Origin of the sequence: Salinibacter sp. (assembly GCF_036626415.1) — a bacterium.
Lineage (GTDB): Bacteria > Bacteroidota > Rhodothermia > Rhodothermales > Salinibacteraceae > Salinibacter.
Genome location: NZ_JAZKRW010000092.1, coordinates 1 through 12,957, shown reverse-complemented (window position 1 = coordinate 12,957; position 12,957 = coordinate 1). Strand labels below are relative to the sequence as shown.

Sequence of the window (12,957 nt, the reverse complement as noted above, 5' to 3'; positions counted from 1 at the left end):
GCGTTGGAAGAAAAATCGGAGCTTCACCGGCTCACGATGAAAACTGTCCGGTAGCCAAGTGAGCCGCTTGAGAGGCCCTCTTCTGTGCTTATTCTTTGGAGCTTTCCACTTCCCTTCCCATGGAGCTGCGCCACCTTCGGTACTTCACGGCCCTCGCCGACGAACTGCACTTCGGCCGCGCGGCCGATGCCGTCTTCGTGGCCCAGTCCACCCTGAGCCAGCAGATCAAGGCGTTCGAGGACGAGATCGGCGTCGCCCTCTTCGACCGGTCGTCCGGCGGCGTGGACCTGACGGACGCGGGGCGCACCTTCCTGCCGTACGCCAAGCGTGTGCTCCGCGAGGCCCGGCGCGCGGAGTCCGTGGCGCGGGCGGCCCGGGACGGACTGGCCGGCCTGCTCACCATCACCTACGAGGCGACCGCGATGCGGAGCGGGCTCCCCGCCATCATCAAGGCCTTCCGGTCCGAACGTCCCCACGGCGAGCTCGACCTGGTGGAGCAGACGACCCGCGAGCAGGTGAACGCCCTCCGGGAGGAGGCGACGGACGCCGGGTTTCTATTCCTGCCGATCAACGAGCGCGGCCTGCGGGTGCAGCCCCTCTTCACGGCCCCGATGGTGGTGGTGCTCCCGACAGGCCATCGGCTTGCCGACCAGACCTCCGTGCCCCTTCGCGAGCTGGAGGGCGAACCGCACATCATCTGGGCCCGGAGTGGAGCGCCCCGCATTCACGATGCCTACGTGCGCGCCTGCCATGAGGCCGGCTTCACGCCGCAGATTCTTCAAGAGATTGAACGGGGAGAAAGCTTTCTCGGCCTCGTGGAGGCCGGCCTGGGCGTGTCCATCGCCCATGCCTCGAACGTGCAAATCCAGCGCCCCGGCGTGCGGTACGCAAAAATTGTGGAGCCGACGGTGCCCCTCCCCCTCGGCCTCGCACACCGTCACGACGATGACTCGCCGTTGCTCGATCGGTTTTTGGAAACCGTGATGGACGAGCAGGAGGCATTTACCCAAAACCCGATCTGATCGGGGCCTCCGAGGGCCGGTGCTCAGCCATACGCCCCTACCCCTTCGACTTGGGACTGTCCGACCGAGCGAAGTGAGACACCCAAAGAGACATGCGGAGCCAATGCGCGGGGCGGCGTAGACGGCAACGAAGGCTCTCTAGAACGGGAGATCATCGTCCGGCTCGAAGCTCTCGTTCTGCCGAAGCGTCTCCTCGTCTCTAATCATGGCGAGCACATCGGACACCTGCTCAACGGTCAACGCGTCGACCGCGGAGACGCCCTCTACGTCGAGCACACGGCTCAGATACCCCTCGTCGCGCCCGCAGTAGGCGGCAAATCCGATGATTTTCTCCCCGAGCGGCCCGTCCGGAATGGCCGTCTCCCCGACGCGCTGCTCGGGCGGATGCTGGCGGGTGCGATTCAGAAGCACCTCCGCAGCCCGGTCGATCTCGGCCTGAGAGGGCCCTTCGGACGACGCCGGGTCTGCGGACGCGGTAGAGGCGGAACGTTGCCGCGACGGGTCCGCCCCGCGAGCGGTCGGTTCATCTCGGGAGGGCGCGCCGGACGCGTTCCCCTCCGCTTCGATCCGGTCTCCTTCAGGGGTGATCTGCCCCGTCTCTCCCGTGTCCCGATCGTAGACTTCGATGTTCTGATCGTACCCGACGTAAACGCCGAGCGGGTTGGTGTCCGTCACCCCGAGGTCGAGCGTGTAGTTGTGGTCGTCGTCGTAGGCACGGAGCCGCATCTTGTCGAACGTGCCGCGCTCGCCCTCGAGGTCCTGGTCGTAAATCACGACCACCTCGTCGGCCCCCGACGCGCGGCGAAGCCGATGCTCCGCCCGCTCGATCTCGCGGATGATTTCCTGACAGTGCGCCAGCTCTTTGAGGGAACCGTCAAACGAAAACGAAAGGTCACCAATGCTGAAGTGGCCCGTCGGCATGGCGTGAAAGCGCTGATCGAGGGAGTGTGCAGCGGGCCTCTCACGAACCGTGAGGCGCAGGCCCGAATCATGTGCAAATTATGTCCGCGTAGCAAACGAGGCGTTCCGGATTCAGATCCCGCTCTCTGTTATATTTCCTTCAGCGCGCGGGCCCCAACCCAGCCCTCGGTTCGGTCCCCGAGCCGCACGCGCACCCACCCATTCCGCTCCGCAGCGGGGGCTACGAGCATCCCCGAGCGGAGCGTTGTGTCGACGGCGGCCGTGTCGGCGGGAGCGGCCCGGAGTGGCACCGATGCGTCCATCACGACGGCTCGGCGCTCCTGGGCCTGCACGTACGAGGTGCCCAGCGCGACGGCGACAAGCAGCAGTCCGGCGCCCATCGCCCCCCATACCGCCGGGGTGGGCCACGCTGCCCCATGGTTCGGGCCGGCCCGAACTACAGCCCCGAAGCCTCCGGCACACATCGCCAGCACCCCGAGTCCAAACAGCGCTAGGGGCGACCATCCCGCCACGAGGGCCCCGAGGCCCGTGGGCGGCGGCCCGCGCCGGGGAAGCTCGGCCCGCCGGCGAACGTACTCCAGGTTGTGCTGCAGACGCCGATCCTCGGGCCGGAGGCGACGCCCCCGCTCGTAGGCCCAGACGGCCAGCCCCGTACGGCCGAGGCGCACGTAGGCGTTGCCCAGGTTGTGATAGAGCGCCGCGCTCGCGTGCCCCGAGTCAAGGAGGGCCCGGTACGTGTCCGCAGCCTCTTCGTACCGGGCATGCGCATACGCCTCGTTGGCCTCCGCGAACCCCTGCGCCACAGAGGCCGGCTGCGCCCCGGCCGGGGAGACGATCAGTCCCAGTCCACCGAGAAGAACCGCGAATAGGCGCATGGAACGGGCGTTGAGCGTAGGGGGGCGATAGTGCTACGGACGAAGCGCCGGGCCTTCCGGCCGGGGCAGGTGGGAATCGAGCCGTCGGAGTACAGCGTGGGCGTTGGCCAGTACGTCCTCGGGGGCCACGGAGGCGGTGCTGGGCGCGTATTGCGCTTCGTCACAGCGGTCGAGCACGTCGTAGAGGGCGTCCTGAAGGTCCGCCGGGACGTCGTGACGGGGAAGGTGGCGATCGAGCACCGCTCGGGGAACATCGGTGGGGCCGCTCCGCCCCAGCCGCTCTGCGAGGAAGGCCCGGAGGCCACGTGCCACGGCGTCATAGAAGGCGGCGTCGGCACCTTCGCGGAGGCGACGCTGGGCTTCTCGAAGCCGGGTCGTGTCCGCATCGTCAGCAGGGGCGACCTGGTTCGAGGAGGGTCCCAGTTGGTGGCCCCAGCGCCGGTAGGCAGCCCCCGCCCCACCCCCCAGCACAGGGATGAGAAGGGCCAGGTAGGTCCAGGGATTTCGGTAGAGGGGCCGTCGGTTCGTTCGGCCCCACTGTGCCCCATCCGCCTCCATCGGCTCCGCCACGTCGTCCACCGGCAGGCCGTTGCCCGTTCGCCCCATCGGCCGCGGCGCTGCCTCCCCCGTCACACGCAGCGCTGGGGGCTCGGCCCGAAGCACCTCGTACCGTCCGGCCCCCGGCTCCAGGTAGGCAAACACAACGGGCGGGAGGTCGTGGAGGCCGCTGGACTGAGGCACGAGCGTGTAGGTGAAGGTTTTGGTGCCCCGTAGTCGCGACTCGTTGCGCTCGATGTCCGTTTCGACGGTCGGCTCGTAGACCTCCACCCCGGACGGCGAGTCGACGGATGGGGAGGAGAGCGTCGCCAAGTTGCCTTTCCCCTCCACCTCCACCGTCAAGGAAACCGGCTCGCCCACCGACACACTGTCGGGAGCAGCGTCGACCGCCATCGCAAACTGCCCCACGGCCCCGTCAAAGGCAGGGGGGGCCCCCTCCGGAAGCGGACGCGCGTTCAGGGAAAGGCCCTCGGAGACGAGCTGTACGGGCGAGAAGCGCCCTCGTAGCGACGGCCCGTCGTCCCGTATGCGCATCGTTCCCTGGGCCTCCGTCTCGATGCGGAGGGGATCGACCTGGAGGCTGCCGGGCCGCGTGGGAAACAGGGCCACCCGCTTCAGGACGACGGTCTCGTAGGCCTGTCCGTGGGCCTGCCGCCGCTGGGGCGTGGGGCGAGACGCCACGTTAAGCTCCTCGCGCCAGAAGCCTGGCGCATCCCACGAGCCGGCCAGGCGGCTGTGGCGGAGCCGAATGCCGGGGCGGTAGAGCAGTCTGTATTCGACGACCACCTGCTCGTTCTGGTACACCTGATCGTCAGTCGCACGGGCACGGATGAAAAGATCGCGGGCATCTAGGGATTGGTCCGGAGACGCCCCATCGGGACGCGTCAGCGTCGGGGCATCGGGCTGCTCGCCCCGCGGAGACACCTGGACGCGAATGGGGGCGGTCGTGTACTTCTTTCCTCGAACCACGACGGTGAGGGGCTGAATGCGAGCGGGTCCCTGCCGTCGCGGGCGAAGCCGCCACGAGAAGACGACCCCCTGCCGAAGCCGCCCGCCCCTCGACGCCCGAATTTGCCGCGTCCGGGGCGTGCGCTGCTGGAGCTCCAGGTGGGTCGTGGAGGGCGGATCCGGCGTCTGCACAACGGTGGCCGGCGCCCCGTCGACCCGCACCGTCAGCTGGATTTCCTCTCCCACTGCCACGTCCGTAGGATCGGCCTCGGCGGTGATCCGCACCGCCCCCTCGGACTGGGCCCGGCCCACGCCGACCCACACGGCCGCCATCGCAAGGGCGAGAACCGCAATGCGCATGAGCGTAGCTTGTAGGGTCCGCATGGGCGGCGTGCCGCTGATGAGGAAGACCCGTTCGCCCCCCGTCGCCGCTTCTCGCCCGGGCGCGGGATATGATATATTGTCCGCACATATTGTCCGCGGGACTACCAGTCTTTCTCCACTCGCTCCGGCTCCCGCGACGGTCTCTGTACTTCACGGAGCAGCGTTTGCTCCTGACGTTCGAGGGCCCCGAGGAGGCGGGCCGCCTGTGCCCGGCTCAGGCGGCGGGCCGGTTGGCGATCGCCGGCCCGTTCACTGCCCGGCCCCCCCTGTGTTGCTCCCTCGGGCGATCCTGCGGACGATGGATCCGCCCCCTCAGACGGGGGCGACTCCGAGCCGGAGGCGTCCTCCGCCTGAGACTGCGACGCCTCGCCCGGGGCGTCCGACGACTCCTGCGGGCCGTCCTCTCCCTGGGGCGGGTCGCGCTGCGATTGGGACTGCTGGCCCTGCGGGGCGTTCCGCCCGCCTCCGCGTCGCTTCTCTTGCTGCTCCAACTTCTTCCGGAGGGCCTGTAGGCGCGGGTCCGACGGGGCCACCTCCAGCCCCCGCTCCACCGCCCGTCGGGCCGCCTCCGTGTCCCCCTCGACGTACTGCTGCGCGGCGTCGTGAAAGAAGGTGTCGGCGGAGGACTGGCCCAGGGCCGGCGTGCCGACCAACGCGATCAGCAGTCCCCCCACGACTCCGATCCAGTGCAGGCGCATCACGAATCTGAACGGGCAATTTGTGCAATTTCGTCGAGGCGGGCCATAAAGTCGCGGTACGCGCGGACCGTCGAGTCCCGCCGCAGTCCATCCCGCAGCAGGGCCGCGGCGGTGGTGTACTGGGTCCGCGCCACCAGGGCGTCGGCCTTGTTCTTCAGCTGCTCGGCGAAGGGGGAGGGCTCGATGGTTGGCGAGTCGTCCCCGGAGCGCCCGTCCGCCTGCCGCTTCAGGTACTCGTAGTTGAACCGGGCGGCCTCGTGCGTGGGGTCGAGAAGCAGCACCTCTCGGTAGCGGTCCAGGGCCGTAGTTCGATCGTTCCGTTCAGCCGCGACGTTGGCGGCATTGAAGAGGGCTCGCACCCGCCCGGCCTCCGTCGTGGCGGCACGACGGGCCTTCCGGAACGCCGTCCGGGCGGCCCCGAGGCGGCCCTGGCGGTGCAGGGCCAGTCCCAGATTGTTCTGCAGCCCTGTGTACACGGCACCGGTCGTGTCGCCGAGCGCCTCCAGGCCCGCCTGGTAGGTCTCCGCCGCGGCGACGTACTGTCCTTGTTCGAAAAGGGCATTGCCGTCCCGACCCTGCTCTGCCCCGGTGTCGCCGAGGAGGCCGAACAGGAGCAAAATGAGTGCCGTACGGGCAAGCATCCGCCAAGGGGTTGGTCACAATACAACGTCGCGAAGGCATTCTACCGACAGCGCTGCCCGTCGATTCCGTTGCGACTACTCGGTGGTCTGGGCCCGACCGAGCCACGCCCCGACCCTCATGCCTGGGGCGGCGCGGCGACGCACCGGAAGGAGGCTGCCGGCGAGCAGCAGCACGAGGGCTGCCGCCAGGGGCCACTGGTACATCTCCTCGTAATCGGCAAATCGCTCGGCGTCGTACGTCGAGGCCCCGACTTGACGCAGCGCCGCCGGCACGTCCGACAGGGCACTGGCGGCGGCGCCGATCCGAAAGTACGCCCCCGACTGGGCGAGGCGCGTCAGGGGGGCCTCCTGCAGGCGGCTCTGCACGACCTCTCCCTGCCGATCGCGCTTGACGTCGACCCGCCGACCATTCTCGTAGACCGGAATCCGGGCCCCCTCCTCGGACCCGACCCCCGCAGTCAGGAGCGTAACCTCAGCCTCTTCGGCCCGCTGCCGAGCGGCGTCGAGGTCGCCGGCGTGGCTCTCCCCATCCGAGATAATCAGCAGTGCCCGGGGGCGCGGCTCGCCCGGGGCCGTCGTGGTATCCTCCGCCGGTCCCGTTGCGCCGAGGGCCTGCAGGCCTGCGTCGACGGCCGCGCTCATGTCGGTCCCCGGCGCCGAGACCTGATCGGGGGCCGCCGCGTCCAAGAACAGGCGGAAGGCGCCGTAGTCGGTCGTGAGGGGCGACTGGACGACGCCCTGCCCGGCGAAGAGCACGAGCCCCACCCGGTCGCCCGACAGATCGCCCACCAGTGTGCGGACCTCGTTTTTCGCGCGACGGAGGCGGCTCGGGGGCACGTCCTGCGCCCGCATCGACGCCGACACGTCCAGCGCCACCACCAGGTCGACCCCACGGCGCTCTACGGTGCGCACCTCCGTGCCCCACCGCGGCCCCATCAGGGCCACGGCCCCGAGGAGGAGCGCCCCCACCACGAGGCCCGCCTTCCACGTTCGGCGGCGCGGACGAAGGGCCGTCGCGAGCTGTCGCACGGTGGCCGGGTGCCCGAACCGCTCCCGGTCGGCCCGGCGCTGCCGCGCGGCCCATGCGTAGGCCCCCACGGCCGCCGGGGCGAGGAGGAGCGTCCACATGTATGTTGGATAGAGCCAATTCATGTGTGGAGTGTGAGGCCAAGGGGCGAACGCTAAGGCCACCGGACTCTCGGCCGTTCCCGTGGACGCGTGCTAGGGAAAGCGCCGAAAAAGGGTCGTGGAGAGGCCGACCTCCAGGAGCACGATCCCCAGGGCCGGCAGGAGGAACCATGGGTACCGCTCCGTCCGGTCCGTGTAAATGCGCTCGTCGACCGGCGCAGCCTCCATGGTATCGATCTCGGCGTAGATGCGCTCTAGGGCGTCCCGGTTCGTGGCCGAGAAGTACTGCCCGCCAGTGGCGGTAGAGACGGCCTGGAGCATGTCCGTATCCACCCCTGCCGACTCGTCCCGCTGGCCCTGCGGCAGGGATTCTTCCCAGGTCTCCTCGCCTTCCGAGGACCCGACCCCGATGGCATAGACCCGCACCCCCATCGTCTGGGCCACCTCAGCCGCCGTCCGGGGGTCGATCTGGCCACGATTGTTGCGGCCGTCGGTGAGCAGGATGGCCACCTTGCTTTCCGCCTCGCTCTCCTTGAGCCGATTGACGGCGGTCGCGAGGGCCGTGCCCACGGCCGTGCCATCCTCCACGGCGCCAATCTCCACGTCGTCGAGCATGCGCTGGAGGAACGAGTAGTCGAGCGTCAGGGGCACCTGCGTGTACGCCTCGGCGGCAAAGACGATGAGGCCCACCCGGTCGGACACACGCCCTTCCACGAACGTGCCCGCCGCCTCGCGCGCCGCCTCAAAGCGGGTCGGCTGAAAGTCATCTGCCTGCATCGACGTGGAGGCGTCGAGGACCAGCATGACGTCGATGCCCTCAGCCGTGCGGGTTCGCGTGGTCTCTTCGGCCTGGGGCCGGGCCAGGGCCAGGATGCCGAGCGCGAGCGCCCCCATCCGGAGGGCCGCCGGGAGCCATTGCAGACGCACGGTCCACGCAACCGGCGCGTCCTGCACCGGCCCCACGTCACTGTAGCGGAGCCCGGTCGTCCGCCGTCGTCGCCACCACGTCCAGGCGCCCACTGCCGGCACGGCGAGGAGCCACCACAACAATTGAGGATTGACAAAACTCACGGGCGGGCGGTCGCGCAGGTCTATCGGATTCAGGACAACGGGGTGCAAAGAGCACGCCGCGAACAGGCACTATGCGTCCTGCCGGGCAGTGACAGCGTCGACGAGGGCCGGCAGCACGTCCCCGGCGGGCCCCTGAATCGACTCGTGCACCGTGTCGGTGACGCCGGTCGCGTCCGGGTTGACTTCGGCCACGTACGCCCCCTGCTCTCGTGCCGCCACGGGAAGGCGTGCGGCCGGGTACACGACGGCACTCGTGCCCACACTTAGAAACACGTCCGCCCGCTCGGTGGCCGCATCCGCCTGCTCCATCGCGGCGGGCGGGAGCATCTCGCCGAACCAGACCACGTCCGGGCGGACGAGCCCGTCACAGTCCGGGCAGCGGGCCGGCTCGCCGTCTTGAATGGCCGCGTCGACGATCTCCGCCCCCACCGTCCGCTCACAGTCGCGGCAGTAGTTGTCCGTAATGTTGCCGTGCAGTTCGATGACGGTGCTGTTCTCGGCACGGTTGTGGAGGTCGTCCACATTCTGGGTCACAACGGCCAGCGACGGCACGTGCGCCTCCAGGGCCCTCAGGGCCCGGTGGCCCGCGTTCGGTTCGGCGTCCTCCACGACCTGGCGCCGGTGCCGATACCAGCCCTGCACCAGTTCGGGGTTGTCGAGGAACGCCTCCACGTTCGCGAGCTCCTGCGGGTCGAACTCGTCCCAGAGGCCATCGGGGTCGCGGAAGGTGGGGATGCCGCTCTCGGCGCTGATGCCCGCCCCGGTCAGCACGGCCACGTGCTCGGCTTGGGCCAAACGGTCGACGAGCGTGTCGCTGAAGTCGGGCATTGGGACGGAAACGCGGGGATCGAATGCTGAAAGACAGAGTCGCGAGGATGCCTCCTCCCGTGAGCGGAGTGGAATCGCCTCTCCTCTCGTCGTGCCCTCACGTAGAAGGCGGGAGGTCCTCTTCGGGCGGCGCCTCTGCCCGGCGCTGTGCACCTTCGAGGGCGTCGAGCACGGCCTGTGCGTCGTCGAGAACGGACCGGCTCTCCGCGGGTGGGGGCTGGGCGTCGGCAAACTTGACGAGGTCGGCCCGCTCCAGTACCGCCTGAAGGCGCTGAAGGGTCTCCTCTCGCACCTCGGGCCGCCGCCGGAGCGCGGCCACCACCTCGGCGGTCGTCTGCTCCAGGGCCCGAATGCCGACGCGACGGGCCAAGTAGACGCGCAGCGCCTCGGTGAGGTCCACGTAGAAGGCGGTGGCGGCCTCGCGCCCGGAGGGGTGGCGTCGCTCCAGGCGCCGGAGCCGCGCCGCCGCGGCCTCGTACGGAGGTTCCGGGCTAGGGGCGTCGGGGGGCTCCTCGTCGCCGCGGGCGCGCCAGCGCCACCATCCGTAGGTGCCCCCGCCGAGCAGGGCCGCGACGACAAGGCCAAGCAGTCCCCACATCCAGGCCGGGTGGGGAAAGGGGGCGACCGCGGCCGGGGTCCGGAGCGCGTCCGCATCGGGCCCCACGACCGACACGACCGGCAGCGTGCGGGGCGACGTGCCCACCACCGCCGTGTCGCCCGCCGAGGCGAGGCGAACGGGCACAACCGGAACGCGGGCCGAGTCGAGCGCGAAGGTCGTAACCTCGTAGGCCACGCTGTCGACCCGACGGGCGCCGGGGGAACGTCGCGTCTGAACCGCCTCTCGCCGCACCGCGTGCAGGTCGCCGAACAGGGCCGACCCGGCGTCCGCCGCCGGAAAAATCGCCTCACGATCCGCGTCGTGTGCGGCCACCAGGGTTAGCGTGAACCGCTCGCCGATCTTCACGCTGTCGGCCGACACGTGCGCCTCAACGCGGGGCGCAGGCTGTGCGTCCGCAGGCCGCACGCACGCAACCGACAGGCCCAAGAGTCCAAGAAGCCCGAGCCACGTCCACCCTCGCATTCGTCGCTGCATATGTCCCGAGTCGATCAACGGACGAGCGCGTCCCGTGCTAGCCCCGCCGGGCCCGTCCCCGGAAGAATGCAATGAGGGGCTCCAGGGGGTCCGCGTCGGTGCGAACGATGACGTGCCCGACCCCGGCCCGCCGAAGAATCTCGCGGGTGCGCTCGCGACGGGCCCGGGCCGAGGCCGCCATGGCCTCCCGCACCGCCGGGTCCCGGGTGTCTACCGTCACCGTCTCCCCCGTCTCGGCGTCGGTCAGATCAACCAGGCCCACCGGCGGCAGTTCCTCCTCGCGGGGGTCCTGGAGCTCGATCCCAATCGTGTCGTGGCGCTGCCCAGCGGCCCGCAGCATCGAGTCGTAATCGGCGTCAAAGAAGTCGCTCACCAGCACGAGGATCGACCGGCGCTGCAGCATCCGAAGCACGCGCCGGAGCGCCTCCCCGATGTCTGTCCCCACCGAGCTGGCCTCCGCCGTAAACAGCTCACGGATGCACCGCAGCACGTGCCGCCGCCCCGACCCCGGCCGCACAAATCGCTCCGTCTCGTCGGAGAACAGGAGCAGCCCCACGGTGTCGTTGTTCCGGATGGCACTGAAGGCGATGACCGCACAGATCTCGGCGGCCACCTCCCGCTTCAGCTTGCCCTGAGACCCAAAATTCTCCGACCCGGACACGTCGACGCACAGCATGACGGTCTGCTCCCGTTCCTCCTCGTACACCTTCACGTAGGTGTCGTCCATCCGCGCCGACACGTTCCAGTCGATGGTGCGGATGTCGTCGCCCACCTGGTAGGGCCGCACCTCGGCGAACTCGATCCCGCGCCCCTGGAAGGCCGACTGGTACTCGCCCTGAAAGACGCTGTCCACCACTCCGCGCGTGCGAACCTCCAGGCGGCGGATTTTTTCGAAGAGCTCGTCGGGGATCATGGGGCACTCTGTGTCGGCATCGGTGTGGCGACGGCTTGTGCCGGTCGCACCGGGAGGGCAACCCCAACTCCGCCTTCCCACTACGTGATCCACCGGGACAGGGCCTCTACGGCGCTCCGCAGCGGCACACTAGCCATCCGCGAGCTCGGCCGCCCCCCGCGGTACGCTCGAATTCAGCCTCCCTCAAGCCGAACCGTGCCCTTCGTTCCATCGACCTCAGCCTGCTGTCCGTCTTTGAGTAGGGTCGTCGCCCGGTCCAAGCCGACGACGCACGGCTTGCCGAACTCCCGTGCAACGACGGCGCCGTGTTGCAGGGCCCCGCCAACTTCGAGAACAATGGCCGCCGCGTTCACGAAGAGGGGTGTCCAGCCCGGATCGGTCGTCGTGGCGACCAGCACGTCGCCCGTCTTAATGGGCTTCTCGTCGACCGCGTGCAGAACCTTCGCCGGCCCGGTTGCCACGCCGGGCGAGACCGGCATCCCTCGAAAGCCATCGTCGGTCTCCTGCGACGGCGGGCGGAGGATGCGACCGCGCGAGTCGATCACCGGCGGAAAGGAGGACACCTGACTCTCCAGGCGTTTCAGAAAGCGGGTCCGTTCCTTGCGGCGGGCGAAAAGCGCGGCGCCGAAGGCCGGGCCGGTAACCTGGAAGAAGTGCCGGGCACTCGGGGCGAGGTACCGCCGCCGGAACGCGTCAAGCGGACGGCTGAAGTCGATCTCCTCGCTCACCCAGGTCTCGAACGCATCGACCTTCTCCCGGTACGCGGTCCAGGCCCGGTCCGGGGCCAGGAGGATCCACAGCGTCGACGCAATCGTGCGCGCCACGCGCCGCAGAAAACGGGGAAGCACCGTCCTCATCCGCAGGCGGGCCCACGGCGGTCGGGTCGGGAGGGGGACGTATGTGGTGATCGGACGGGCCTGAAGTACATGAAGCTGATCGCCCACATAGGCCCACTCGACGTCCACCGGACGCTTGTACAGGGCCTCGATGCGGCAGAGCTCGTCTGTGAGCTCGAAAAGCTGGGCGTCGCTGAGCGTCCGGTCCGCGGCACGCGGTTCCTCTTGCTCCCGAATCCCGCTTTCGGCGTCCAGCCGCACGGAGACTGCTTTCTCTCCGGTCGTCGCCCCCCACGACGCTCCGCTCGACCGTGTTCACGACGAAGTGGTCGGGCGAGACGCGACCGTCGACCACCGACGTGCCGAGCCCCCAGTTGGCGTCGATAACAGCCTCGTCGTAGTCGTTCGTAACCGGGTTGAGCGAGAAGGCCACCCCGGCCACGGTGCTGCCGATCTGCTCCTGCACGACGACGGCAAGGCGCGGCGCAAGGTCGTCGAAGCCGTGCTCCATCTTACAGAGAAGGACGCGCACGTCCAGGCTCGACGCAGCGCAGTCCCGGAGGGCGTCTTCAAGGCCGTCCAGCGGAACGCCCAGCCTCGTCTCATAGCCGCCGGCAAAGGAGGCCGTTTCTAAGTCTTCTTCGGGCGAGGAGGAGCGCACCGCAAGGCGGGTGTCTTCGCCGCACCGCGCGGCAAGGTCCTCGCGCAGGCGCTCCAGGGCGCGCTGCTGGGCCGTCGTCCATGGGAGCGCCCGGCACCGCGCCTTCAGGTGCTTGCAGAGCGGCGGCCAGTCCTCGGGCAGAGTGTCCGCCAGCGCGGCCCCGGCGTCCATCCCCGTGATCGTTTCGAACCAGGGCGCGAAGAACGCGGTGGGGGAGGATGGCGCCCGGCGGCACCGGCACGTCCGCTGCCGCCATGCGAATGAGCGAGTGCCCCTTGCCCCCGACAGCGGATTGCGAGGGCCGTTCTGGAGAGGGAAATGGAATCAACAAAAGCCTATGATGCCTCGATCTGGACTGAAGGGTAGCAGTTGCACAACAT

12 protein-coding genes and 2 pseudogenes are annotated in these 12,957 nt (G+C 69.3%); 1 reads left to right on the top strand and 13 read right to left on the bottom strand.

The features are described 5' to 3' along the window. Nucleotides 1–119 precede the first annotated feature (119 nt). On the top strand, nt 120–1,022 hold the full coding sequence (locus tag V5A20_RS10355) for a LysR family transcriptional regulator (protein ID WP_332315931.1): 903 nt from the start codon (nt 120–122) through the stop codon (nt 1,020–1,022). A 138-nt stretch (nt 1,023–1,160) separates the two neighbouring features. Here V5A20_RS10355 and V5A20_RS10350 read toward each other — a convergent pair whose 3' ends face one another. The 13 genes and pseudogenes from V5A20_RS10350 to V5A20_RS14110 all read right to left on the bottom strand — a co-directional run. After that, the gene (locus tag V5A20_RS10350; RefSeq protein WP_332315930.1) at nt 1,161–1,943 is read right to left on the bottom strand and encodes a hypothetical protein; all 783 of its coding nucleotides are present in this window, start codon (nt 1,941–1,943) and stop codon (nt 1,161–1,163) included. A 128-nt stretch (nt 1,944–2,071) separates the two neighbouring features. Next, a complete protein-coding gene (locus tag V5A20_RS10345; RefSeq protein WP_332315929.1) occupies nt 2,072–2,818 on the bottom strand; it encodes an SH3 domain-containing protein in 747 nt (248 codons plus the stop codon). A 33-nt stretch (nt 2,819–2,851) separates the two neighbouring features. Next, the gene (locus V5A20_RS10340; protein ID WP_332327273.1) at nt 2,852–4,708 is read right to left on the bottom strand and encodes a BatD family protein; all 1,857 of its coding nucleotides are present in this window, start codon (nt 4,706–4,708) and stop codon (nt 2,852–2,854) included. A 101-nt stretch (nt 4,709–4,809) separates the two neighbouring features. Then, on the bottom strand, nt 4,810–5,406 hold the full coding sequence (locus V5A20_RS10335; RefSeq protein ID WP_332315927.1) for a hypothetical protein: 597 nt from the start codon (nt 5,404–5,406) through the stop codon (nt 4,810–4,812). Next, nucleotides 5,406–6,047 carry a hypothetical protein gene (locus V5A20_RS10330; RefSeq protein WP_332315926.1) on the bottom strand — a complete coding sequence of 214 codons (642 nt, stop codon included), beginning with the start codon at nt 6,045–6,047 and terminating at the stop codon, nt 5,406–5,408. Before V5A20_RS10330 ends, V5A20_RS10335 begins: the two co-directional genes overlap by 1 nt. A 75-nt stretch (nt 6,048–6,122) precedes the next feature. After that, nucleotides 6,123–7,175: a VWA domain-containing protein gene (locus tag V5A20_RS10325; RefSeq protein WP_332327272.1), complete on the bottom strand. Its 1,053-nt coding sequence runs from the start codon at nt 7,173–7,175 to the stop codon at nt 6,123–6,125. 93 nt (nt 7,176–7,268) lie between these two features. Next, entirely contained in the window at nt 7,269–8,246 is a 978-nt protein-coding gene (locus V5A20_RS10320) for a vWA domain-containing protein (protein ID WP_332327271.1), read from the bottom strand. A 69-nt stretch (nt 8,247–8,315) separates the two neighbouring features. Beyond that, entirely contained in the window at nt 8,316–9,074 is a 759-nt protein-coding gene (locus V5A20_RS10315) for an SIR2 family NAD-dependent protein deacylase (protein ID WP_332315923.1), read from the bottom strand. 97 nt (nt 9,075–9,171) lie between these two features. Further along, nucleotides 9,172–10,167 (bottom strand): hypothetical protein, encoded by a 996-nt coding sequence (locus tag V5A20_RS10310; RefSeq protein ID WP_332315922.1) that lies wholly within the window; start codon nt 10,165–10,167, stop codon nt 9,172–9,174. A 37-nt stretch (nt 10,168–10,204) separates the two neighbouring features. Next, entirely contained in the window at nt 10,205–11,080 is an 876-nt protein-coding gene (locus V5A20_RS10305; RefSeq protein ID WP_332315921.1) for a DUF58 domain-containing protein, read from the bottom strand. Nucleotides 11,081–11,253: 173 nt separating this feature from the next. Next, nucleotides 11,254–11,559: a PEP-utilizing enzyme gene (locus tag V5A20_RS10300; protein WP_332327274.1), complete on the bottom strand. Its 306-nt coding sequence runs from the start codon at nt 11,557–11,559 to the stop codon at nt 11,254–11,256. A gap of 432 nt (nt 11,560–11,991) precedes the next feature. After that, a pseudogene (locus tag V5A20_RS10295) lies at nt 11,992–12,186 on the bottom strand (PEP/pyruvate-binding domain-containing protein); the annotation flags it as partial. 82 nt (nt 12,187–12,268) lie between these two features. Then, nucleotides 12,269–12,748 (bottom strand): annotated as a pseudogene (locus V5A20_RS14110) (PEP/pyruvate-binding domain-containing protein); the annotation flags it as partial. Nucleotides 12,749–12,957: the final 209 nt, after the last annotated feature.